We start from the raw sequence: 23,579 nt of genomic DNA, 5'->3' as shown, positions 1-23,579 counted from the left end.
GTGAAACTGGCCAATGTGGACGGCCGGGCCGTCCTGCTGACCGCCGAGGACAAGGGAATCGACGTCGCCAAGGCGTCGGGCGGCCTCTTCGGCCTCGGCTCGCTGTACCGCAACTGGACCGAATTCCAGGCTTGGGCGGAAAAGGTCACCGCGGAACCCGATGTCGTCTTCGCCCGGACCCAGCTGGGTCCGCCCTCCCCCGAGCCGCGGCAGATCGTCGCGATCGGACTCAACTACGACGCACACGCCGCGGAATCCGGTTTCGCCTCGCCCGACGGCCTTCCTCCGGTCTTCACCAAATTCGTTTCCGCACTGACCGGTCCCGACGCCGAGGTCGTCCTGCCGCCGGGCGGCAACGTCGACTGGGAGGTGGAACTCGTCGCGGTCGTCGGACAAACCGCGCACCGCGTCGCGGAATCCGAAGCGTGGGAGCACATCGCCGGGGTGACGATCGGACAGGACCTCTCCGAACGGGTCTCGCAACTGGCCGGCCCGGCCCCGCAATTCAGCCTCGGCAAGTCTTTCCCGGACTTCGCCCCGGTCGGGCCGTGGCTGGTCACGCCGGACGAACTGGCGGACCGCGACGACCTGGCACTCGGCTGCGCGGTCGACGGCGAGACCGTGCAGGACGGCCGGACCCGCGAGCTGATCTTCCCGGTCGCCCGGCTGATTTCCGCGCTGTCGCAGACGATCACCCTGTACCCGGGCGATCTCGTCTTCACCGGAACCCCGTCCGGGGTCGGTGTCGGCCGTACGCCGCAACGGTTCCTGCGGGCCGGGGAAGAACTGGTCAGCTGGATCGAAGGTCTCGGCGAAATGCGGCAGACCTTCGTCGCCGCGCTGGAGGACTGACATGGGGATGCACCGGCTGACCCGCGTCACCATGGGTGTGCCGAATGTCGCGGAAACCATTGCCTACTACGCCGATTTCGGACTCACCCATGTCGGCGACGGATCCTTCACCACCCTCGAAGGCGGCGAGCAGCTGCGCGTCCGGCACGCGCCCTACCGGCAACTGCTCGAACTCGGCGTGGGAGTCGACGACGCCGACGACCTCGCCCGAACCGCGGCGCGCCTGAACCGGCTCGGCGTAGTCAGCACGGAGAGCTGCACCGCCGTCTGCGCGATCGAGCCAGTCTCCGGATTCACGGTCCGGGTCGAGATTTCGCCGCGGATCACGCAAAACCCCGTCCTGGCCACGCCGTACAACGGCCCCGGCCGCATCGAACGGTCAGGCCGCGCGCCCGGCGTCGTGCGCGAGTACCCGATCCGCCCGAAGAAACTCGGCCACTGCGTCGTGGGCACCACCGATCTCGACGCCACCATGCGCTTTTTCACCGAGGCACTCGGCTTCAAGGTCAGCGATTACATCGGGCACAAAGGCGCCTTCATGCGCTGCTCGGTGGATCACCACAACGTGCTGGCGCTCGCGGCCCCGGTGAACTTCCTGCACCACACGTCGTGGCAGGTCGACGACATCGACGACGTCGGCCGCGGCGCAGCAGCGATGCTGAACGGCCACCCCGACCGGCACGTGTGGGGCCTCGGCCGCCATCACGCGGGGTCCAATTTCTTCTGGTATCTCAAAGACCCGGCGGGGAACTTCAGCGAGTACTACGCCGACATGGACTGCATCCCCGAGGACGAGATCTGGACGCCGGAGGTTTTCGAAGGCGCACAGGGCTTGTTCAGCTGGGGCCCGCCCCCGCCGCCGTCGTTCCTCGAACCGGACGACCTCGGCGCGCTCATGACCGGTCAGCATTCCACCAAATAACCCCGAAAAGGAGAACAATCATGTCCACCGCACTGTACGTCCCGCAGATCCCGGACAACCTGAACATCCGCTTCGTCGAAAACCGCATCGTGGTCAACCGCCCGGCGCAGGAGGTCTACGACTGGGTGACCACCTGGTCGAACCTGCCGAAGTGGCTGCCGATGGCCACCGGAACCGAAGTACGCCGCGGCACTCCGGACGTCCCCGCCGAACTCGGCGACGTGCTGCTCGAAACCATCGTGCCGGACCTGAACGAAAAGCCGAAGCTGTACACCGTCGTCGCGCGAGTGCCGGGCAAACTGTGGACAGTGGTCGGCCGCGACGTGCTCGACGACGGAACCCTGGCGCCGGCGATGCACGCGATCGCCACCTTCACCACCTTCGACCTCGGCGACGGCACGACGCTGTTCTGCCGTCTGTTCGAGCGCCTGGTCCCGCCCACTGAACCCGCCGGCCCGCACCCGGTCGAGGACTCGGCCCGCATCCAGCCCGGGCTGGAACTGCTGAAGGCGCACATCGAGGGCACTGCCGCGTAAGCGCTGCCGAGGTACGTGAGGGGAACCCTGGGGGAATCTGATTCCGTCAGGGTTCCCTTCACCTACACCGCATTCGATTCCTCGGGTGCGGTCCTCTTGCAGCCCCGTGCCGACGGCCACCCGTACCCGCCGGTAGTCAGCCTCGACGGGACGGTGTGGATCGCCCACCGAGACGCGGGCGGCTACGTCCTGGCCGAACTCGACTTCGTCGGCGCGGTCCTCCGTTCGGTCGCGCTCGAGCACGAATAGCTCGGCGCGTTCGTCCTGCTGGCGGACGGCGTCTGCGTGTCTTGGCTTCCGATGGCCGGTCAGTCTGGCCGACCGCCATCCCGCTCGGTTCTCTGACACCAGAGGACACCGACCTCGCCGCGGCACGCTGGCAGCCGCTGTTGATCGCTGCCGACCGCATCGCGGCCGGCTTCTCGGACGACGGCAGCGGGCTCGGCCCCTTGGACGACGGACCCAGGCCGTGCGACGGCGGCGATCTCAACGGCAACCCGGTGAAGTATCAGCAGCCCTTACCGCACCACGGCATAGTCGCCACCGGCCCGGGCTGCCGCAGCATCAGTGTGCGTCGACGCGCTGGTCAGGAACCGCCCTCGGACGACGCGGATCCACGAACCGTCGAGCGGGAAGACGAGCGCGCCGTCGGTTCCGCGCAGCATCGAGCCCTTCCGCAGGTTGTCGAGAAACTCGATGATGTCGCGTTCGATCTCCTCGGCGAACTCGCGCTGACGCTCCTGCGTGATGTCGTACAGATCGGTGTCGATGTCATACGTGACAAGCTTGCCGGTCGCCGGGTCCCGTGCCTCGAACTCCAGCCCGAGCCAGCGCCGCGGGTCGACGATCACCGTGGTCTGCCACGTTAACCCGCTGAGTTGCCATCTCACCGAGGTGTCGTCGGCGGTCACCTTCCAGGTGGTGGTCGCCCGCAGTTCGCGGAGGAAAGCTAGAAGTTTCTGGCCGGCCACGCAGGCCAGTCTATGCCGCGGGCGACCCAGAACTCCGGACGGCGACTCGCGCACGGCATTGTGCGCCGCCCGGCCTCCAGGACGGGTCTCTGCCATACCACCAGGCTAGCGTTCGCGTCTCAGATCGCCGGGTCTGCGGGCAGCGGCAACGGACCACTCCGGAACAGCAACGCGGCCAGCAGCGCGCTGCACAGGAAAACCGCCGCCGCGGTCCAGAACACCAGGTGGTATCCGGCGAAGGTCGCCGCGGCGAGGGTTCCTGGATGTGCGGCCAGGTAGCCTGCGATCGCGGACGTCGTGAGCGAGCTGAACACCGCGGTTCCGATAGAGCCGCCGATCTGCTGGGCCGTCGTCACCAGCGCGGACGCCACCCCGGCGTCGTGCGGCCGGACTCCGCTGGTCGCGGCGTTCTGCACCGGGCCGAAGATGAATCCGAAGCCGATCCCGGTGACGAGCAGGGCGGGCAGGATGTTCCCGGCGTAGCTCGAGTCCGCGCCGATTCCGGTCAAGATGACCATGCCGACGGCGGCGAGGAGACAGCCGAGCGGCACGATCGGCCGAGGTCCCCAGCGCGGCAGAAGCACCGCGCCGGAGAACACCGCTCCCGCCATGACCAGGCCGATCATCGGAAGGAACGCGACGCCGGTCTGCAGCGGACTGAACCCCAGCGTGTTCGCGAGATAGAAGGTGAGGAACAGGAAGATCGCGAACATCCCGGTCCCGGTGATGCCCAAGGTCAGGTACGCGGCGCCGCGGACCCGGTCGAGGATCACCCGCAGCGGCAGCAGCGGGTGGGCGGTGCGGCGTTCGACGACGACGAACGCAGCGATGAGCGCGACGCCCGCGAGCACCGGTCCGAGCGTCCGGATGTCGTGCCAGCCGTTGCGTTCCGCGGTGCCGAGACCGAAGACGATCCCGATCAGGCCGAGCACCACCGCGGCCGTGCCCGCGACGTCGAGCCGGACCCGCTGCGGCCGGTCGCCGTCGCGGAGGAGGACTAGTCCGCCGGCGAACGCGAGCGCCGCGATGATCAGGTTGACGTAGAGGCACCACCGCCACGACAGGCCCTGCGTGAGGACGCCGCCGAGCAGCAAACCCACTGCTCCGCCCGCACCGGAGATCGCGCCGAAGATGCCGAACGCGCGGCCGCGTTCCTTGGCGTCGTCGGCGAAAGTGATGGACAGCAAGGACAATGCGGCCGGAGCGAGCATCGCGGCGAACGCGCCTTGGCCGATTCGCGCGGCCAGCAGGGTCGTGAAATTCCCGGCGGCGCCACCGACCGCGGACGCGACGGCGAACCCGCCGACGCCGACGAGGAATAGCCGTTTCCGGCCGAAGTAATCGGAGAGCCGGCCGCCGAGGAGCAGGAGGCTGCCGAACGCGAGCGCGTAGCCGGTGAGCACCCATTGCCGGTAATCGGCGGGGAATCCGAGGTCGTACTGTGCGCTCGGCAGGGCGATGTTGACGATCGTGGAGTCGAGGATGTCCATCAGCTGGGCGAGGCTCAGCACGACGAGCGTCAGCCAGCGGTACTGGTGGCGCGCGGCGTTTCCGCGCGCGCTTCGGGGAGCCGACTGGGCGATCCCGGTCGGCGAGAGGTCAGAGTTCATGAAGTTCTCTCGATTGAATTGGCCCGTCAGCCGGGCAGGAGGACGAGTTTTCCGCGTACCCGGCCCGATTCGCCGACGCGGTGCGCTTCCGCGACGTCGGCCATCGGGAACGTCTGCCCGACGGGCAGGGTGAATTTTCCGGCTTCCACCAGGTCGCCGAGTTGAGATAGCACGTACAGCGCGTGCCCGCCGTCGCCGCGACTGAAGCGGACGCCGTGCTGCTGGGCACCGGCGAAGTCGGCGACCGTGATGACGTGCTCCGGACCGCCTGCGAGCTGGATCAGTTCCGGCAGGACACCGCTTCCGGCGACGTCCAGCGCCAGGTCGACGCCATCGGGTGCGAGCGCACGGACCCGGTCTGACATACCAGGTCCGTAGGCGATGGGTTCGGCACCGAGCGAGCGCAGAAAGTCATGCGTAGCATGGCTTCCTGTGCCAATCACCCGCGCGCCCCGCGCCACGGCGAGCTGGACCGCGGCAGCACCGACGCTGCCGGAAGCACCGTTGACGAGCACCGTGGCCCCGCTCTCGACGCCGAGTTGGTCGAGCGCACGCGCGGCCGTCTCGGCTGCGGCGGGCAAGGCAGCCGCCTCGGCGAAACTGAGCGACGGCGGGATGGGCGCGTAGCAGGACAGCACGGTCAATTCCGCTTGTGCGCCACCAGAAGCGGAGAATCCGAACACGCGGTCGCCGAGCGCGACATCCGTGACGCCCTCGCCGAGTTCGTCCACGACGCCCGCCGCCTCGTGTCCCATCGTCTGCGGGAGTTCCTGGTCCATCAGGCCCTGACGTTTCTTCCAGTCGCTCGCGTTGATCCCCGCGGCACGCACCGAGATCCGGACTTCGCCGGGGCCCGGGTGCGGATCCGGGACGTCGGCGAGTTCGAGGACTTCCAGGCCGCCGAAGGTGCTGAACCGGACCGATTTCATGAGGCAATCCCTTCCCGGCGCGAGGCCGAGGATCGAAGAGGCAGGCACAGGAAGTCGTGGCTAGCCCGCAGGTTCACGGACAGCTGCTCCGGACAAGGCCGCACGATCGGGTCCGCGCCGATCACCCAGGCCGTCCCCGCGCCGTTCTCATCGCCGACGAGAGCGCGGCGAGTTCGGCACTCGGTCGCGGGCCCAGCGATTTCCCGACCAGCGGACCGGTCAGGTTGCCGAGGCTCGATCGCGGCCGCCTGAGCGGGGATCCGTCCGAAATTCCCCGGCGTCAAGTACGTACTCCCAGGTGCGAGGCGGCTGAGGCGCCAGGTCGCCCACGGGCACCTCAGCGAAGGGAATGCCGCGGAAGCCCGACGGGGTCCCGCGCATCTGGCCGTGCGAGGTCTTCACCACCGGCCGCTCTGTCCATGCTTCCACGAACACCGTTCTACCAACGAACAGTGTTCTTGTCAACGCGCAGAGAACCCCGCCAGGACGGTTCCCCGGCCCGATCAGCTCCCGTTGGACCATGCAGACAGGTCCGTGAAGGACTCCTTGAGGGAATCTGATTCCCTCAAGGAGTCCTTCACGGACGACAAACCCGGCCCGCGACCAATCGCCTAGCGACGCGCCAAACCGTCGATCATCACTTCGAGCGTGAAGTCGAACCGGTCATGGCCCTCACCCGCCGTCAACTCGACGGCATGGCTTGCGGTGTAAGGAAAATCCTCCGCGGGCAGCGAAGCGAGCCGCCGCTGCATCTCGTCCCGTCCGACGACCCACACGGCGTCCTTCTCCGCCACCCGCCGGCGCACGATCGAGGTCTCGAGGCAGTAGGCGGCCACGTAGAGCAGCAGGGAATCCACGCCCCACGCCGCGGCCTGCGCTGGGACGCCCCCGTTCAGAAGGATCGCCAGCATCCCTTCATTGAGCCGCGCGGTGTCGAGGTCGGTGGGTGCCACCGCGAACGCAGCACCGGAGATCCCGGGATAGGCCAGGTAGAGGTCGCGCAACTGGACGCACACGTCGCGGATCTGCTCACGCCAGTTCGCGGCGTCCGGCTCCGGCAGAACGATTCTCGTGCACAGCCGCGCGATGAGCAGCTCGTCGAGGTCGGTCTTGTTGACGACGTGCGCGTAAAGCGAGGCGGGACCGGTGTTCAGCGCATCGGCCACGCGGCGCATGGACAACGCCTCGTACCCCTCGGTGGCGATGATCTCCAACGCGGCGTCGACGACCTGCTCGACAGTGATCGGCACCGTGCGCCGCCGAGGTTTCGTGCTGGCTCCGGGTTTCGGTGGCTGATGCCGTGCTGCGCGCCGCTCTTTGGGGTCCACCGGTGCACCTTATCCCGGAGCGTTCGTTCGCCGAACACTGTTCGCCTGACCTGCTCGCCATATGCAGATCATCGGTATATGCTCACGTCATGAGCGACTCAGCCCTGCGCGAGCCGACCTTCCTGGTCCTCACCGCGCTAGCCGCCCAGCCGCAGCATGGCTACGGCGTGCTGCGCGATGTCGAAACGATCTCCGACGGCCAGGTCAAGCTGCGGGCTGGCACGTTGTACGCCGCACTGGACCGGCTTCACGCGGAGGGCTGGGTGGAAGTGGATCGCGAGGAAGTCGTGGACAGCAGGCTGCGCCGCTACTACCGCCTGACCGAACCGGGCGCCGCGCGGCTGGCCGCGGAAGTCCAGCGACGGCAACGTCACACGACTGCTGCCGAACAACGGCTTCAGCTCCGCAGCGCAGGAGGACTGGCGTGAGCGGCTTGGAGCGACGCTACCGGTGCCTGCTGGCTTTGTACCCGCGCGCGCACCGAGCCGCGCACGGCGAAGAAATGCTGGGAGTACTGCTCGACGGTGCCGAAAACCGAAGCACGCCAGGGGTTGCCGAAACGGTTGACCTCGTCTGGGGCGCCGTCCAGGTCCACTGGCGACATGCTTTGCGCGGACACTCCCGGCGGGACACGTTGGCGATAGTCAGCCTGCTGGCACCGGTGCTGTTGCTGACCGGAGCCGCCTCCACCGTGCGCGAGATCCGGAGCGTGGCCCGGCTGGACGGGTGGCCGCTGCGGATGTGGCTGGGAGCGCTCGCCGACGTCCCGGTGTGGTCGGCTTGGCTGGCCGCCGTCGCGCTCGGTGTGTGGGGGATGCGTCGCGCCTCGGTGATCCTCGCGTGGGTGGCTAATGCCGCCTTGATCACTGTCACAATCCTCGATCCCGCCCGGCATTGGTCGGTGGACGTGGCTCCGGGCTGGGTGCTGCTCAGCGTTTTCGCGGCCCTCGCAATGACTGCGTCCCCGGGGCCGCGCCATGGCTTGGCTTTGCTGGGCCGCTTGCGACTGTCCATCCTCGTCGGCACGGTCGTTGTGCTGCTTGCGCTTACGACAACCGCTCGCGGAATGCATCTGCCGCTCGCCCAATTGGTGCAGTTGGTGGTGCTCGTGGTCGGTGTCTTCGCCGCTTGCCGCCTCCGCACCCGAAGCGGGCGTCGTGCCGCTTTGGTCCTTCTTGCGCCGCTTGTCGTGGTACCAGTCGTGGCGCGGGTGCTCGGATACCTGGACGTTTACGCGGTTCTGCCGCTCGTCCTTTACGCCACGCCGGTAGCCGTCACCTTCGGATTCGGCGTCCTGCTTCATCGTTTCGACCGGAATTCCCGCCCGAACCGGAACTGAACCAGCGCTCACCTGGCCCGGCGAGTACGGCGGATCCACCACCCAGCGCCGCCAACACCAGCGCCGCCCAGCCAGAGAACAAGTTGATGGCGCAGGAGCACGGCGGCGAACTGGCCTGCCACGCCAGTAATGATGCCGACCGCGACCAGAGCCGTCACCAGCACCATCGCAAGGGCGAGCAATGCGTGCCGCCGGATCGCCGGATCACGTACCCAGCCGTCGACCGTGCTCGCCCAGTTGTGCGTCGGCCGGCCGTCCCTCTCCTCTGCGATACGGCGCTCGGTCGGCATAGTCGGGACTCCTCCGGGGTCGGTGCCTTTGACAGCTACCGAACGAATGGGGAACCACCGATCTCATTTCAGCCAGACCTGTGCGGCGGATGCGGCCCCCGGAGTCTCCGACTCCCGGGGGCCGCACCTGTCATGCCGACGACATCAACACGATATGTCGACGGCGATCCGCCGGAATACCGAGGCGAGGCCCCCCGCCCTCGTCACAGCAACCGTCAACAGTGCCAATGCTGCCGATACCCGCAGCAGCAGCACTACTGATTCCGAACGGGCTATCATTTTTTCCTTTCCTGGCGAGGAACCGCCGTACACCCGGCATAGGCAGTTCCGTTTCTCGGACACGAGGAGCCTTGCGCTGTCCGCTACGCGGACCCGATCAGCGAGTTAGGAAGCGTCGAGAGCAGCGACATACATCGCCGCGTCCCGGTCTCCGGACTCGGCAGCACGGTGCCACCACACGGCCGCGTCCTCGGGTAGTTCCAACAGTTCCAGCAACTCCGCGACTCGGCGGGCCGCATCGCCTCGTCCTCTGCCGGCCTCCCGCAAGGAGCAGGCCAGTTCGGCGTAAGGCCATCTGCCTTGATCAAGCGAGCAACCGCCGGCGGGATCGCCCGGGAAGGCCGTCCCGCCGGCGCCGCGCACCTGCGCGGCATTCGAATCCGCTGAATCCAGTGCGGCGCGAATGCTGCGCAGGTGCGCGGTCTTTGCCAGCTGATCTTGCCGAGCCGGGGCGTCAACGTGGTCGTAGCCGAAGCCTACGCCCACAGCATCACCCCTTCTCTTCCTTCATGCCAGGCCGGATGCCAGCATCCGCAACTGCTTCCTGGCGCTCGACAGGTAATTGCTGACCGTGCCCGGAGCCAGCTTCAGCAATTCGGCGACTTCCGCCGCCTTGAAGCCGCCGACCTCGCTCAGGAAGAAAATCTCCCGGTGCCGGTCGGGGAGGCGCCGGAGAAACTCCAGCACCACAGCACGATCGATAGTCCGCTGGTCCGGATCCAGCATCGCGGCCTCCGGCCGCGCCGCCCGGGCGATCAGCTTGCGCTCCCGAGCCTGGCGCCGCCGATGGTCGAGAAACAGATTCCTGACCACCGTCACCGCGAACCCGATGCTCCACGTCACTTCCGAGGTCCCGGTCAGGACGATCGACCACATCTTGACGAACGCGTCCTGAACCAGGTCCTGTGCGAGTGCCGTGTCCCCTTCCGTGAACCTCTTCGCAGCAGCCAGTGCTGCGTCATAGGCCTCGTCAATGAACGCATCGAACGCTTCGCGGACCCTCGTCCGGTCGCTCTCGCCGCCGCACAGGGCGGACGGACGGCACGACCAGACCCCCGGAGACCCGTGGCACGGGAATTCTCCAGGCTCACCACCGGCACAACTCATCACCGGCGAACTCCTCACTCGCGGAACTGGCCCACCCGCCCGGGTGACGGGCGGGGAGGCAATGAGCTCCTCGACTCCCTAACGTCCGGGACCCGGCGATCTTCACCTCCGAGCCCCGCGTCCGATCGGGTGACCTCGCGAGTCACCAAGCGCAAGCCCTTCTCGCGAATGGTCCGGAGTGAGAGCACTGTCGTGAGCGCACGCGCGGGGCGATGCCAGGCACCGGATTCCGCGATTCCGCCCTCCCCGCCCCGGCCGTTGTGATTGACTGACCGGCACGAAGCGATCGCGGGTCCGAAGGGGTACCGAGGCCATGACGCAGTGGGTCAGCATGCCGGTCGGCGGCGGCGACGCCATTCTTTTCGAAACCGATGCCGATGACGGCGTGAGCCGGGCCGCCAGGGGGAACCAGCCGGTCGGCCGGGGTCCGTCGATCGAGCAGGCGTCCGAGTCGGTCCAGGAGGCGCTCCAGCGGATCCGGCCCGCGGCCGAGGCCGTGCTCGCCGAGTTCCGGGCGATGGAGCAGCGGCCGTCCAAGATCAGCCTGCAGTTCGGCATCAAGGTCACCGGCGAGGCGAACCTGGCGATCGCCAAAACCGCGGGCGAAGCGAATTTCACGGTCAGCATGGAGTGGACCGCGCCGTCGTCATGAGCGCTGATCCGCTCGCCGCGGCCGTCGTCCGGATCAGCGGGGCGGCCGGGGTCGCCGGGGCCGGGTTCCTGGTGGCTCCCGGCCGGGTCGCCACGTGTGCGCACGTGGTGGCCGCGGCGCTCGGCGAACTCGGGGACACCGAGTGCCCGGACGGGCTCGTGCAGGTCGAGTTTCCCCTGCTGGCAACGGGTTCTCCGATTCCCGCGCGCGTGGTCGACTGGCAGCCGGACAGCGGCGACGGAGCGGGCGACGTCGCGGTGCTTCAACTGGAAGAGCCCGCCCCGTCCGGCGCGCTGCCCGCTCCTTCGCGGATCACCGACGACGTCCGCGGGCATTCGTTCCGCACGTTCGGGTTCCCGTTCGACCAGGACGCCGGCATCTGGATCGAGGGCAGGCTGCTCGGCGCGCAGGGCACCGGCCGGATCCAGATCGAGACCGACGCGCGGCAGTGGCGCATCGAGCCCGGGTTCAGCGGCGCGCCGGTGTGGGACGACGACGCGAACGGCGTCGTCGGCATGGTCGTCACCCGGGCCAACCGCCACGACACCACCGCGCACCTCATCCCCACCACCGCGCTCGGCGACACCTGGACCGTCGCGGCGGAAAACCCTTACCGGGGACTGAAACCTCTCGAAGAACGAGATGCCGCGCTGTTCCACGGCCGCGACGCCGAACTGGCCGAGTTGACCGAACAAGCTGCCCGGCAAGACCTCGTCGTCGTGGCCGGTCCGTCCGGTTCGGGCAAGTCGTCGCTGGTCCGCGCCGGTCTGCTGCCCCGCCTCCGCGCCGCGGGCGCGCGGGTGCTCGACATCCGCCCGGACACCGGGACCGAACCGGTCGCCATGTTCGCCGCCGCGATCGGGCAGCCGGTCGAAGACCCGGCGGCAGCGGCGAACGCGCTCGCCTCCGACGGTGCCGCAGTGCTCTTCGTGGACCAGTTCGAGGAGATCGTCGTCGCGGACCGCGAGGGCGCGCGCCGGTTGCTCGAACTGCTCACCCGGATGATCGCGTCGCAACGACGGGAACCGGGCGAACCGGCCCCGCTGCGGGTCGTGCTCACCTTGCGCGCCCGGTCCCTCGACTCGCTCATCACCCGCGAAACCGCGGACCGGCTCAACAAGGCTGTCCGCTTCCTGCAGCCGATGTCCCGCGACGAGTTGTCCGAGGCGATCACCGGACCGGCCGCCGAGGTCGGCGGTCTCGCCTTCGAATCCGGCCTGGTGCCGCGCATCCTCGACGATGCGATGGACCAGCCCGGCACGCTGCCGCTGGTTTCCCTGGTGCTGGAACGGCTTTGGCAGCAACGGCACGGCGGCTGGCTCACCCACGCGGCTTACGAAAAGCTCGGCCGGGTGCCCGGTGCGCTGGGCCAGGCCGCCGACGAAGCGCTCGAAGCCCTTCGTCCGTCCGAAAAGGACGCTGCACGCAGACTGCTCGTGCAGCTCGCGAGACCGGACGGCGACGCGGGATTCGCCCGGCGTTCGGTCCGGCTCGGCGAACTCGGGCCGGAACTGCGGGACATCGCGCACGAACTCGCGGCCCGCCGCCTCGTGGTGCTCGACGACGACCAGCGCGCGGACCTCGTCCACCAGGCGTTGATCGACTACTGGCCCCAATTGCGGGACTGGCTCGCCGAAGACCGGGATTTCCTGGTGTGGCAAGCAGACCTGCGGCAGGACATCGACCAGTGGGAGCAGTCCGACCGGGACCACGGCGGCCTGCTCCGCGGCGCGGCGCTCGCCGCTGCCCGGCAATGGCTCGCCCAGCGCGGGTCGGATATCCCCGCACCGCACAAGGAATACATCGAGCGCAGCTACGCCGCCGAACGACGCGGCATCCGGCGCTGGCGCATCGTCACCGCCGTCGCACTCACCTTGGCACTGGCCGCGAGCGTGCTCACCGTCGTGGTACTGCGCAATCAGGCGACCATCAACGACAATCTGCACACCGCCAACGCGATCCTGCTGGCCCAGGAATCCTTGCGCGACGCGAACGGGCAGGACACGTCGGCGTTGCAGATGGCACAGGCGGCGTGGCGGGAAAACCCGCACAGCAGCGAGGCTTATGGCGCGCTGTTGCAGCAGGAGCTTTATTGGCGGGGGATCGACCGGATCCTTCCGCCGCAGCACATCGCGGCGACCGACCGGATCGTGTCCACTGCGGACGGCCAGCGCATGATCATCAAATCCGCCGACCCCACGACGCCGGTCACGCTCTGGCAAGGGCTGCCCGGACCCACGCCCCAGTCGCGCGCACTCGCCGTCAACCCCACCTCCTACCTGGAACTGAGCCCGGACGGCAGGCTGCTCGCGGAGTCCGGGAACGAGCCCGGGGTCAAGATCTGGGACCTGGACGGCTCCGCCCCGCCGGTCGTCCTCCGGGCCGGCGACGCGACAGCGTTCGAATCCGTGGCGTTCAGCGCGAACGGCCGGTACCTCGTGGGAGTGCCCAACGAGGCTGCCCGGCCCCGGCTCCTCCAGGTCTGGGATCTCCACACCCGCCACGCGACCTCGACCCCGCTGCCAGCCAGCCTGGCGACGGGCATGGTGAACACGGTTTACCCGACCGACGACGGACGCCAGGTCGTCCTGTTCGAGCAGCCGAGCGACCCCCACGCCAAGAACCAGGCAGTGGTGCGCGACGCCGCGACCGGCGCGCTGATCCGCTCGCTCGGCCAGGGCGTTCTCGTCGGCAACGGCCGGAAGTTCGCCGCCTGCGACGGCGAAACAGTCACCCTCCTGGACGTTTCCGGCACCCGGTCGGGACAGCTGGCGAACGGCGTCGACTGCTCCGGAATGGACATCGACGTCACCGGGCAATTCCTTCTGCTGAACAAACCCGGAGCAGGACCGCTCGGGGCCGTGCACTGGGCGGACGGAAAGCGGTACTTGTTCGCCGATCCCTCGGTGACGGTCAACTGGGCAACCGCGCACACCTCGCCGGCCCCGGTCCTCCTCCCCGCCGCGGACGGCCGGTTGACCGCGCTGACCGTCCGGAACGGGTCGATGCAGCTCAGCGCCGTGCCCGCGACGGACGCCAAACCCGCCGACGCCACCTCGTGGAACCCGGCCGCCCGGTCGCCGGACGGCCGGCAGTGGGCAGCCCGCACCGACGCCGGAGAACTCGCCCTCCTGGACGCGCATCAGCAGGTGCTGAAGCAGGTCTCAGTGCCCGTGCCGACCGCGCTTTCCTTTGACCCGAGCGGAAAACACGTCCTGGCCGTCAGCGAGGACGGCACACTGCGGACCTACCGGGCGGACGACCTCGTCCTCGAACACGAAGCGCCGCTTCCCGGCGACCCGGACCCGAACGACGACGGCACGATCATCGCCGTCCCAGGACAGAGCGTGGTCGTCCTGCACGCGAAAACGGTCACGTTCTGGGATCCGGCCACCGGGCAGCAGACCGCGGCGCCGCTGCCGCTGACCACGCAGCCCGATGTCGCCAAGGCGGAGGCAAGACCAGGACATCCCGGGCAGATCTTCGTCTACGGCGGGAAAACGGCCGCGGTGTGGGATCTCCCGAGCCGGAAAGCGATCGAGACGTTCCACTCGGACTTCTACCCCGGCGCCCCGGCCATCGACCCCACCGGCTCGTTCGCGGCCATGGTCAACGGGGTGGTCAGCGGCGTGGTCCTGCTCGACCTCAACGCGAACCGGACGCTGCCGACGATGCCCGCGTCGATGAACACCCTGTACGGCATCGACGGCGACTACCTGTTCGGCGAAGCCACCCTGGACTTCCAGGTGTGGCACTGGCCCGACCACAAGCTGGTCACCGACATCCAACTCGGCGACGGATCGCTCAACCGGGCCGTCGAGAACGGAAACCTGGTGCTCGACACCAGGCCGGGCCCGCGGCCGTCGGTCCCGCTCGACGGCGCCGCCTGGATGCGGCACCTGTGCGGCATCAACGACCGGGACTTCACCCCGGCCGAGAAGACCCTTCTGCCCGCAGGTGCGGAGCAAAGCCGGCCGTGCGCCTAAGACTGCCCTTCCAGCCACTCAACCCCCGGCCGTCAGGACACCGCACAGCCGCTCAGAACACCGCGACCGGATTGACCGGCACCCCCGTCAGCCCGAGGATCCGGGGCGGAGCCGCGACGAACAGGAAGCTGTACCGCCCCAGCTCCGCGCACACCGCGGCCAGTTCGTCGGCGTCCACCGCGTCGATCAACGGCATCCCCAGCCGCGGGAGGGCGACCCCGTGCATCGCGGGAGGCGAGCACACCGGCGGGTAGGCGTCCGAGAGGTCCCCGGCGTACAGAGACACCCCGCGGTCGTGCATCCACCGCGTCGCGTCGAGGCTCATGCCGGGCATGGGGTTGCCTCGGTACCGGGTCTGCACCCAGCCGAACCGCGCGACCAGGGCGTCACCCGGTTCGACGTGGACGTTGAACCGTTCCTCCGCGGCCTCGAGGTCCTGTGCGGTGAGCGCGCGGTCGGCGGGAACCGGACCGTCGGCGCCGAAATCGAGCAGGATTCCCCTGGTCACGATGCCTTCGGCGAACGCGGTGGTCGATCCGTGCACGACGCCGCCCATCGTGACGCTCTCGTTCGCCAGCCGGCCGGGATACACCTGGCCGTCCTGCGGGATGTGCGCCAGCGCGTCCAGATGCGTGGACAGCGTGTGGTGGTTCGTCACGGTCAGGGCGTCCGCGTACGCGATCGCGGGGCTTCCGGTGTACAGCATCATCTGCTGGACCGGCGATTCCTCGGCGGTCCGCGGCGGGAAGGGACCGCTCAGCACCGGAGCCGGCCGGATCGGCACCGCCAGGGACACCGAGCGGCCGGTGCGCACCTCGCGCGCGGCTTGTTCGCGGACCTCGTCGGTGATCAGGTTCAGCGTGCCGAGTTCGTCGTCGGCGCCCCAGCGGCCCCAGTTGCTCGGCAGGTCGTTCCGCTCGCTCATGGTCGTGATCGTACGGAGAAACTACTGCTGCTCGACCGCGTACGAGGCGTAGGAACGGCCCCACGCCGCCATTGCGTTCAGCACCTCCTGCGCGTTCTCGCCCAGTTCCGTCAGGCTGTATTCCACCTTCGGCGGCACCTGCGGGTACACGACGCGGCGAAGCAGACCGTCGGCTTCCAGTTCGCGGAGTTGGCGCGTCAGGACGCGGTCGGTGAGATCTGACAGCAGGCGCGAGAGTTCCCCGAAGCGCAGCACGCCGTGTTCGGCCAGTGCGTGCAAGATGCTCGGCTTCCACGCGCCGCCCAGCACCATCGTCGTGATCTCGGCGGCGCAGCTCGTTCGCCACGCTCGTACGGCCTTTTCCGTTTGCGGGCGCATCCGGCCTCCTCACTATCCATTCGGTCAGTACTGGACGGCAAAGTCCGTACTTGTCGATCGCGGGGGTGTCCGGACAGGATCGTCGCATGGCGTTGACCCGGGTGGAGCCTCGGCGCGGGCTCGTGCTGATTCCGTTGCTGGCTGGGGTTCTCGGCGGAAGTCTCGCCCTCGGCATGGTCAACACGGCACTGCCGCGGATCGCGGACGAACTGCGGGTGTCGGCGTCGGCGCGGGCGTGGATCGTCGACGTGTACCCGCTCGCGCTGGCAGTCGCGATGGTCGGGGCGGCTCGGGCAGGCGACCGCTACGGGCGGAAGCGCGTGCTGCTGCTCGGGGTGAGCGCGTTGGCGGTGCTGAACGCGGTGGCCGCGGCCGCCACCAGTTCGGTGTTGCTCATTGTGTGCCGCGGGTTGCTCGGGGTGGCCAGTGCGTTGATTCTGGCCGGGGTCGTCGGCACGATCGGGTCGCTCTTTTCCGGGCGGGATCTCGCGTTCGCCAACGGGATGTGGGTCACCGTGCTGGGAGCGGGCAATGCGCTGGGCCCGGTCGTCGGCGGATTGCTGACGGAAGGGCCGGGCTGGCGCTGGGTTTTCCTTGCGCTGGTGCCGCTCGCGGTGCTCACGATCGCGTTGGCGGTGTGGTTGCTGCCCGAATCCGTCGGGCAGGCGTCGGCTGGGTGGGAGATTCCGAGCCTGCTGTGGTCGGTGGCGGCGATCGGCGGGATTGTGTACGGGCTGCAGGAAATCACCGTCGCACCATTGCGCGGGATGGTGGCCATTGCGGCTGGTGTAGTTGCCGGGATGGTGTTCGTGCGCAGGCAACTCCGGCTTCGGCAACCGTTGTTGCAGGTCCGGCTGTTCCTGCGACCGGGTTTCGCGTCGGCGTTCGCGCGGATCGTCGTTTCCGCTGCGACCGCCGCGGCCTGTCTCTACCTCGTCAGCCTCGAACTCCAGCACACGCAAGGGCAAACGCCGATCGAGGCAGGTTTCGCACTCGCTCCGCAAGCCGTGGCTACCGCGGTCGGCGGCTTGGTCGCACCATTCAGTGTGAACTGGCTGCGCAGCCGGACATCCACGTCCATCGCGCTGGTGATCCAAGCTGTCGGGCTCGCCGCGATCCCGTTGAGTCACACGGTGTTTCCGGTCGCGCTGGTCGGGTTCGGCTATGGCGCGATCGGCACCTTGGCGACCACCGCGCTGTTCGAGGCCGCGACCGCCGAGCACGCGGGCGCGGCCGGGGCGACGCAGGAGGTGGGGTTCGCCATCGGCGCGGGCGGCGGGGTCGCGGTGTTCAGCACCATCGCCAATCTCGGCGGCGGAACGGGATTCGCCGCCGCGCTGATCGCGGCGGGAGCAGTCACGCTCCTCACCGCGATCCGCTGACCACGGTTTCCTCCACTGTGGACCCGAGCTCCACCCACCTCGTCGCCCCGATGGTGTGCAGGAACGGGAGATCGTGGCTGACCACGATCAGCGCGCCCGCGTACGACTTCAGCGCCTGCGACAACTGCCGAACGCTCGCCAGGTCCAGATTGTTCGTGGGCTCGTCCAGCAACAGCAGTTGCGGCGCAGGTTCCGCCAGCAGCAACGTCGCCAGCGTGGCCCGGAAACGCTCCCCTCCGGAAAGGCTTCCGGCCGGTTGATCCGCCCGGCTGCCGCGCACCAGGAACCGCGCGAGCTGACCGCGGATCTCGTTGTTCGACGCGGAAGGCGCCGCCCGCGCCACGTTCTGCGCGGCAGACAGCGTGTCGTCGAGCAGATCGAGCCGTTGCGGCAACCAGCGCACCGGCACCGGCAGCTTGACGGTCCCCGATCGCGGCTCGATCGCCCCGGTGATCGTCTGCAGCAACGTGGTCTTGCCGGAACCGTTCGGCCCGACCAGCGCGATCCGCTCCGGCCCGCGCACGGCGAGGTTCACCGCGAGCCCGTTCCGAAGCTCCACATCGGACAGAGTGAGCACTTCTTTCCCGGACGGCACCGAGGTTTCCGGCAGATCGATCCGGATCTCGTCGTCGGCGCGGATCGCCTCCTCCGCTTCCTTCACCCGGTCCTTGGCCTCCGCCACCTTGTCGAGATGCATCGTGCGGTGCTTGCCCGCGGCGATTTCCGCGTCCTCCTGGCGTTTGCGCATCCGCACTTTGGGCTCGCGCTTGTTCTCCCACTGTTTCCGGCCGTACCGGGCCCGCCGGTCCAGCTTCGTCCGCGCCTCGATCAGCTCGCGCTGCTGCCGTTTGAGGTCCGACTCCGCAGCCCGCAGCATCCGCGAAGCCGCCTCCTGCTGGACGGCCACCGCCGCTTCGTAATCCTCCAGATTGCCGCCGTAGAACGTCACCTCCCCGGACCGCAGATCTCCGATCCGGTCGACGTGCCGCAGCAGCTCGCGATCGTGAGATACCAGCACCAGCACGCCTTTCCACGCCCGGACCGCCTCGCCGACCAGCCGCCGGGCCCGCAGGTCCAGGTTGTTGGTCGGCTCGTCGAGCACGAGCACGTCCGGCTGCCGCAGGAACTGCGCGGCAAGGCCGAGCAGGGTCAGTTCGCCGCCGGACAGCTCCCCCGCCCGCGCGTCGAGGGCGACGTGCGAGAGGCCGAGCTGATCGAGCGTCGCGCGGGTGCGTTCCTCGACGTCCCACTGGTCGCCGACGGTCGCGAAATGGCGTTCGGCGGCGTCCCCGCGTTCGATCGCGGCGAGCGCGGACCGGACCTCCGCCACGCCGAGCACGTCGTCGACGCGGCGCTCGGCGGCGAGGATCAGGTTCTGCGGCAGGTAGCCGAGGTCGCCGGACACGCTGATCGAGCCTGCGGTCGGCCGCAGTTCGCCGGCGACCAGCCGCAGGAGGGTGGATTTCCCGGACCCGTTCAGGCCGATCAATCCGGTGCGGCCCTCAGCGATGGCGACGGAGAAGCCGTCGAAGACGACCTCGCCGTCCGGCCAGGCGAAACTGAGCTCCGAGCACACGATGGAAAAAGACATAGGCGTAACTCCCCGTTCGCAAGCGGACACAAGAACGTGGAGACACCGCGGCGCGGGCAGGGGAGGCGATTTCAGGGTGCCGTCATCCGAGGCCAGACGCGCGACGGGCGGAAGAGCCCGGGATCGCGGTGTCTTTACACCTCAGAAGATCAATGCACCTCTCCGATGAACGGCGACAACTGACGACAGTGTACTCAGCGGGCCGGGCCCCGCGCCAGCGATTTAACGCGGCTCACGCTCCGCGGTACGTGAGGGGAACCCTGCGGGAATCAGATTCCCCTCACGCACCCGCGTGGCGTCAGTGGCCGTGCTCCCCCGGCGCCGCGCTGCCGGTGTACTCGGCGAGCCCGGAGATGAGCTCCGCGATGTCCGGCACGTTCGCGAACCGGCTCCGGTGGACCTCGGCGATCTTCGCGCCGGTCTCCGGGTCCGGGTCGTCCGTGATGTCGGACGACATGAACTCTTCGACCAGCGGCAGCCCCACCCGGTCCAGTTCGAGGTGCGCGGGGTGGTTCATGTACTCCGCGTACCCCGCGATGTCCTCGATCACCAGGACGGCGCCCAGTTCGTACTTCCCGCCGAAATCCGGGCCGACGACGCGTGCCTTCACCGCCGGGATCCGGTCGAACAGTTCGCGCATCGTCGCGGCGAGTTCGGTCTTCTCCGCCGCGGTGACCTCGGGCTTGAGCGTGAAGCGAATGCTGTGGTAGATCATCGGAATTTCCTTTCAGCGGGCCGCGAACGCGGCGGAGTAGTCGAGCGCGAAGTCGGTGAGGTCACGGGCGGGGCGTCCGGTGAGGTCGGCGACGGCGGGGTCCACCTCGGCGGCCTCGCCGCGCGCGTAGTGGGCGTAGTCCTCGACCAGTCCGCCGATCTGCCACGACGGGAGCAAACCGTTGAGCGCGGCGGCGAACTGGTCGGCGGATGCGTCGTGGAAGGCGATGTCCCGCCCGGCGACGGCAGAGAGCGCGTCGGCGATCTCGGCGTGGGTCACCGCGCGCGGACCGGTGAGGGTGTAGGTGCGGCCGGAGTGTCCGTCAGTGGTCAATACGGCAGCGGCGGCGGCTGAGATGTCACGGGTGTCGATCGCGCTGACCGCCGCGTCGCCGATGGGCGCGGCGATGAAGCCCTGCGCGATGGTGGCGGAGAAGTTGAGCAACGCCTGCAGGTAGAGGTTGGGGCGGAGCACGGTGTAGTCGAGCCCGAGCTTCGCGACGTGTGCCTCCACCTCGGCATGCCAGCGCAAGAAACGCACCGGCGAATCGGGGCGGGCGGCGTACTGGGAGAGCAGCACGAGCCGGTTGACGCCGGCGTCGCGAGCCAGGTTCGCGAACTGAATCTGCAGTTCAGCCGCGTCGGGGGCGGAGGGGCTGTTGAGGAAGACCGCGTCGACCCCCTTCAGCGCCACCGCGAGCGAGGCGGGGTCGCGCAGGTCGGCGACGACGGTCTCGACGCCGTCGACGGGACGTCCCCTGGTCATGGCGCGGACAGCGCTGCCGCGGGCTTGCAAAGCGGGAATCAGCGCGGACCCGACGGTCCCGGTCGCGCCGGTGACGAGCACGGTGTCCATTGTGGAACTTCCTTTCCTCCGGTGGCCTGTCCCCACCTTCGCTCGGACGCCCCGCCGCTCGCGTCGGTGACAATCGCCTACTTCGCCTACCCCTAAGGTTTCGCCTATGCCCACGACGCCCTCCCTCATCGGCCGGCACGACGAGATCGACCGCCTTCTCGCGCTGGTCGGCGCGGCGGAGCGGGGCGAGGGCGGGGTGCTCGTGCTGCGCGGCGAGGCGGGCATCGGCAAGAGCGCGCTGCTGGGCTACGTCGAGCACGCAGCGGAAGGGTTTCAGCGCATCCGCGCGTCCGGGTCGGAGTTCGAGGGAGAGATGCCGTTCGCGGCGCTGCACCAGCTGTGCGTTCCGGTGCTGGCCCACCTCGACAGCCTCTCGACGCCTTACCGCGAGTCTCTCCTCACCGCGTTCGGCCTGGCCCAGGGCACGCCGGACCCGTTCCGCGCCGGGATCGCCGCCCTCGAACTGCTGGCCACGGCCGCGGCGGAACGTCCGTTGCTGTGCGTGATCGACGACGCGCACTGGCTGGACCCCGCCTCGGCGCGCGCGTTGACGTTCCTGGCCAGGCGCATCTCGGCGGAGCCGATCGCGATGGTTTTCGCCGCCCGCGACCAGGAGCCGGTCCCCGCGCTCGACGAGCTGCCCGGGCTGACCGTCGGCGGGCTCAGCGACGCGCACGCCCGCGAACTGCTGGCCGGGGAGAAGACCGTGACCCTGGACGAGCGGGTGCGCGATCGCCTGCTCGCCGAGGCCCGCGGCAACCCGCTGGCCCTGATCGAACTGCCGAAAGCGGGCGGGTTCGCGCTGCCGACGCCGTCGCCGATCGCGAGCCGGATCGAGCGGAGTTTCCTCTCCCGGATGGCGGACCTGCCCCCGGACGCGCGCGAGCTGCTGGTCCTCGCCAGCGCCGATCCCACCGGCGACCCGGGCCTGCTGTGGGCGGCCGCCCGGCAGCTGGACCTCGACGTGCCCGCCGCGAGCGCCGCGGCTGAGGCGTCCGGGCTGATCCAGTTCGACACCCGCGCACGGTTCTGCCATCCGCTGGCGCGCTCGGCCGCTTACCGCGCGGCTGAGCCAAAACAACGGCGAGCCGCGCACCAGGCGCTAGCCGACTCGACCGACCCGGACACCGCTGGCGACCGCCGCGCGTGGCACCGCGCGCAGGCGACCGCCGGGCCGGACGAGGAGGTCGCGGCTGAGCTGGAGGTGTCCGCGTCGCGCGCGCAGGCCCGCGGTGGCGTAGCGGCCGCCGCGGCGTTCCTCGAACGGGCCGCCGCGCTCTCGCTCGACCACGGCAAGCAGGTCGAACGCACGCTCGCCGCCGCGCGGGCAACGCTCGCGGCAGGCCGGACCGACGCCGCTGCCGACCTTCTGACCAGCATCGACACCTCGACGTTGGCTCTCCCCCAGCGCGCCTCCGTCGATCTGCTGCGCGGGCAGATCGCCTTCGTCCAGGGCCCGGACGGGGCAGTTCGCGGTCCGGAGATCATCCTGCGGGCCGCGCAGCAGCTCGCCGGGAGCGATCCCGAACGGTCCCGCGAATTCCTGGTGGCCGCGCTGGAGATGGGCCTCGTCGTCGGAAGGCCCGCCGGAGTGCTGGACCAGGTGCTCGCCGCCGCTCCCCCGGCCGGGCCGCCGGACCTTCTCACCGCACTCGTGCGCCTGACGACCGAAGGCCACCGCGCCGGGGTGCCCGCGATCCGGCAGGCTCTCACCGGCGACGACGAGGGCTGGACCCGCACGCCCGCACTGGCCACCGTGCTCGCGGGCGAACTGTGGGATCTCGACCTGCACCGGACGATCGTCGACTGGCTGGCGCGGACCGGAGAGTCGACCGGATCGCCGATGACCGTCCGGCTCGGCCTGTCGCAGGCCGCCCTCTACGCGGTGTTCACCGGGAACTTCGGACAGGCGATGGCCGCGATCGCCGAGGAAGAAGCCATCGCCGACGCGCTCGGCGATCCGCCACAGCTCTACCCGCGAATGCACCTGGCGGCGATGCGCGGCCGCCGGCAGGAGGTCCTCGACCTGTTCGCCGAGGCCACGAGCCGACGTACCGGCCAGCTGACCGCGAACGCGCACTGGGCGATGGCCGTACTGCACAACGGCCTCGGCGAGTACCCGGCTGCTCTTGAGGCCGCGACACACGCGATCGCGAGCGGCGACCTCTTCCTCACCGGCATCGCGCTGCCCGAGCAAATCGAAGCCGCCGTGCGATGCGGGGAGGACGCCGTCGCCCGGTCCGCCTTGGACGCGTTGGTCGAGCGCACCGAACCCGCGGGCACCAACTTCGCCCTCGGCATCGCGGCAAGCGCACGGGCGACGGTCAACGACGCGGAGGACGAGTACGTCGCGGCGCTGTCATATCTCACAGACAGCCCGCTTTCCGTGCAGGTCGCGCGGGCGCACCTGCGATACGGGGAATGGCTGCGCCGCGCGGGACGCCGTCGAGATGCGCGCGAGCAACTGCGTGCGGCGCATGAGCAACTGTCGAAAATCGGGTTGGAGGCGTTCGCCCGACGGGCTGCCGATGAGTTGCGCGCGACCGGGGAGGTGGCGCGCAACCGTTCCTCGCATACCTACGACCGCTTGACCATGCAGGAGATGCACATCGCGCGTGAGGTCGCCGCGGGAGCCACGTCGAAGGAGGTGGCTACGCGGCTGTTCCTCAGCCCTCGGACGGTGGATGCGCATCTGCGGAACATCTTTCGCAAGCTCGGGATTACATCGCGGAGACAGCTCAGGGACATGCCTGATCTTCGGGACTAGGCGCCGCCCGAGACGCCAAAAGCCCACCGATTCCCGGCACCAAAGCCAGCAGCCACACCCGATGACGGCCGCCCATCACCAGCACTGCAGCGATCACCGTTGCTGTGTAAGCCAATCCGTGCACTGGACCCAGTACCTGCGAGACTTCCGGCTGGTGCACTGTCA

At 69.2% G+C, this 23,579-nt stretch carries 23 protein-coding genes; 10 read left to right on the top strand and 13 right to left on the bottom strand.

The window, feature by feature from the left end:
- The 4 genes from FKO37_RS15365 (at window position 1) to FKO37_RS15350 (ending at window position 2,559) form a co-directional block, all read left to right on the top strand.
- Entirely contained in the window at window positions 1-852 is an 852-nt protein-coding gene (locus FKO37_RS15365; protein WP_238604761.1) for a fumarylacetoacetate hydrolase family protein, read from the top strand.
- A 1-nt stretch (window position 853) separates the two neighbouring features.
- On the top strand, window positions 854-1,774 hold the full coding sequence (locus tag FKO37_RS15360; RefSeq protein ID WP_238604760.1) for a VOC family protein: 921 nt from the start codon (window positions 854-856) through the stop codon (window positions 1,772-1,774).
- Between the two features lie 20 nt (window positions 1,775-1,794).
- Complete coding sequence (locus FKO37_RS15355; protein WP_134669535.1) at window positions 1,795-2,310, top strand: SRPBCC family protein; 516 nt, start codon at window positions 1,795-1,797, stop codon at window positions 2,308-2,310.
- A 96-nt stretch (window positions 2,311-2,406) separates the two neighbouring features.
- The gene (locus tag FKO37_RS15350) at window positions 2,407-2,559 is read left to right on the top strand and encodes a hypothetical protein (protein WP_167754394.1); all 153 of its coding nucleotides are present in this window, start codon (window positions 2,407-2,409) and stop codon (window positions 2,557-2,559) included.
- Between the two features lie 269 nt (window positions 2,560-2,828).
- Here the strand turns inward: FKO37_RS15350 and FKO37_RS15345 are convergent, their stop codons facing one another.
- The 5 genes from FKO37_RS15345 to FKO37_RS15330 form a co-directional block, all read right to left on the bottom strand.
- Window positions 2,829-3,281, bottom strand: coding sequence for a hypothetical protein (locus FKO37_RS15345; protein WP_238604759.1), 453 nt, complete (start codon window positions 3,279-3,281; stop codon window positions 2,829-2,831).
- Window positions 3,282-3,400: 119 nt separating this feature from the next.
- Window positions 3,401-4,891, bottom strand: a complete 1,491-nt coding sequence (locus tag FKO37_RS15340; RefSeq protein ID WP_238604758.1) for a DHA2 family efflux MFS transporter permease subunit — start codon at window positions 4,889-4,891, stop codon at window positions 3,401-3,403.
- A gap of 26 nt (window positions 4,892-4,917) precedes the next feature.
- Window positions 4,918-5,820 (bottom strand): NADP-dependent oxidoreductase, encoded by a 903-nt coding sequence (locus FKO37_RS15335; RefSeq protein ID WP_238604757.1) that lies wholly within the window; start codon window positions 5,818-5,820, stop codon window positions 4,918-4,920.
- Window positions 5,821-6,039: 219 nt separating this feature from the next.
- Complete coding sequence (locus FKO37_RS47755) at window positions 6,040-6,342, bottom strand: carboxylesterase family protein (RefSeq protein WP_374204314.1); 303 nt, start codon at window positions 6,340-6,342, stop codon at window positions 6,040-6,042.
- A gap of 89 nt (window positions 6,343-6,431) precedes the next feature.
- Window positions 6,432-7,148 (bottom strand): TetR/AcrR family transcriptional regulator, encoded by a 717-nt coding sequence (locus FKO37_RS15330; RefSeq protein WP_238604756.1) that lies wholly within the window; start codon window positions 7,146-7,148, stop codon window positions 6,432-6,434.
- A gap of 89 nt (window positions 7,149-7,237) precedes the next feature.
- On the opposite strand from FKO37_RS15330, the gene FKO37_RS15325 reads away from it, so the two are divergent.
- Together FKO37_RS15325 and FKO37_RS15320 are read left to right on the top strand one after the other, a co-directional pair.
- On the top strand, window positions 7,238-7,576 hold the full coding sequence (locus tag FKO37_RS15325; RefSeq protein ID WP_037817971.1) for a PadR family transcriptional regulator: 339 nt from the start codon (window positions 7,238-7,240) through the stop codon (window positions 7,574-7,576).
- Window positions 7,573-8,487, top strand: coding sequence for a hypothetical protein (locus tag FKO37_RS15320; protein WP_238604755.1), 915 nt, complete (start codon window positions 7,573-7,575; stop codon window positions 8,485-8,487). The genes FKO37_RS15325 and FKO37_RS15320 overlap by 4 nt, the downstream gene beginning before the upstream one ends.
- 8 nt (window positions 8,488-8,495) lie before the next feature.
- On the opposite strand, the gene FKO37_RS15315 is transcribed toward FKO37_RS15320, so the two are convergent.
- From FKO37_RS15315 to FKO37_RS15305, 3 genes are all read right to left on the bottom strand, one after another.
- Window positions 8,496-8,777, bottom strand: a complete 282-nt coding sequence (locus tag FKO37_RS15315) for a hypothetical protein (RefSeq protein WP_238604754.1) — start codon at window positions 8,775-8,777, stop codon at window positions 8,496-8,498.
- A gap of 384 nt (window positions 8,778-9,161) precedes the next feature.
- Entirely contained in the window at window positions 9,162-9,542 is a 381-nt protein-coding gene (locus FKO37_RS15310) for a hypothetical protein (RefSeq protein ID WP_238604753.1), read from the bottom strand.
- Window positions 9,543-9,563: 21 nt separating this feature from the next.
- The gene (locus FKO37_RS15305) at window positions 9,564-10,163 is read right to left on the bottom strand and encodes an RNA polymerase sigma factor (protein WP_238608270.1); all 600 of its coding nucleotides are present in this window, start codon (window positions 10,161-10,163) and stop codon (window positions 9,564-9,566) included.
- A 313-nt stretch (window positions 10,164-10,476) separates the two neighbouring features.
- Here FKO37_RS15305 and FKO37_RS15300 point away from each other — a divergent pair, with 313 nt between their 5' ends.
- Together FKO37_RS15300 and FKO37_RS15295 are read left to right on the top strand one after the other, a co-directional pair.
- Window positions 10,477-10,815 carry a CU044_2847 family protein gene (locus FKO37_RS15300; protein WP_134664730.1) on the top strand — a complete coding sequence of 113 codons (339 nt, stop codon included), beginning with the start codon at window positions 10,477-10,479 and terminating at the stop codon, window positions 10,813-10,815.
- On the top strand, window positions 10,812-14,801 hold the full coding sequence (locus FKO37_RS15295) for a trypsin-like peptidase domain-containing protein (RefSeq protein ID WP_238604752.1): 3,990 nt from the start codon (window positions 10,812-10,814) through the stop codon (window positions 14,799-14,801). Before FKO37_RS15300 ends, FKO37_RS15295 begins: the two co-directional genes overlap by 4 nt.
- A gap of 52 nt (window positions 14,802-14,853) precedes the next feature.
- On the opposite strand, the gene FKO37_RS15290 is transcribed toward FKO37_RS15295, so the two are convergent.
- Both FKO37_RS15290 and FKO37_RS15285 read right to left on the bottom strand, forming a co-directional pair.
- Window positions 14,854-15,726 (bottom strand): cyclase family protein, encoded by an 873-nt coding sequence (locus tag FKO37_RS15290; protein WP_238604751.1) that lies wholly within the window; start codon window positions 15,724-15,726, stop codon window positions 14,854-14,856.
- A 21-nt stretch (window positions 15,727-15,747) separates the two neighbouring features.
- Window positions 15,748-16,104, bottom strand: a complete 357-nt coding sequence (locus FKO37_RS15285; protein WP_238604750.1) for a helix-turn-helix domain-containing protein — start codon at window positions 16,102-16,104, stop codon at window positions 15,748-15,750.
- 86 nt (window positions 16,105-16,190) lie between these two features.
- On the opposite strand from FKO37_RS15285, the gene FKO37_RS15280 reads away from it, so the two are divergent.
- Complete coding sequence (locus FKO37_RS15280) at window positions 16,191-17,486, top strand: MFS transporter (protein WP_238604749.1); 1,296 nt, start codon at window positions 16,191-16,193, stop codon at window positions 17,484-17,486.
- Here FKO37_RS15280 and FKO37_RS15275 read toward each other — a convergent pair.
- From FKO37_RS15275 to FKO37_RS15265, 3 genes are all read right to left on the bottom strand, one after another.
- Window positions 17,470-19,077, bottom strand: a complete 1,608-nt coding sequence (locus tag FKO37_RS15275) for an ABC-F family ATP-binding cassette domain-containing protein (protein ID WP_238604748.1) — start codon at window positions 19,075-19,077, stop codon at window positions 17,470-17,472. The genes FKO37_RS15280 and FKO37_RS15275 overlap by 17 nt on opposite strands.
- 298 nt (window positions 19,078-19,375) lie before the next feature.
- Entirely contained in the window at window positions 19,376-19,792 is a 417-nt protein-coding gene (locus tag FKO37_RS15270; RefSeq protein WP_238604747.1) for a Dabb family protein, read from the bottom strand.
- 12 nt (window positions 19,793-19,804) lie between these two features.
- The gene (locus FKO37_RS15265) at window positions 19,805-20,647 is read right to left on the bottom strand and encodes an SDR family oxidoreductase (protein WP_037817959.1); all 843 of its coding nucleotides are present in this window, start codon (window positions 20,645-20,647) and stop codon (window positions 19,805-19,807) included.
- A 106-nt stretch (window positions 20,648-20,753) separates the two neighbouring features.
- Between FKO37_RS15265 and FKO37_RS15260 the strand changes: the two genes are divergently transcribed.
- Window positions 20,754-23,414 (top strand): AAA family ATPase, encoded by a 2,661-nt coding sequence (locus tag FKO37_RS15260; protein ID WP_238604746.1) that lies wholly within the window; start codon window positions 20,754-20,756, stop codon window positions 23,412-23,414.
- Window positions 23,415-23,579 lie beyond the last annotated feature (165 nt).

This window comes from Amycolatopsis sp. Poz14, from assembly GCF_006704225.1.
Taxonomy (GTDB): Bacteria; Actinomycetota; Actinomycetes; order Mycobacteriales; family Pseudonocardiaceae; genus Amycolatopsis; species Amycolatopsis nivea.
The sequence above is the reverse complement of the archived record's forward strand: the minus strand, read 5'-3'. Positions and strand labels throughout refer to the sequence as shown.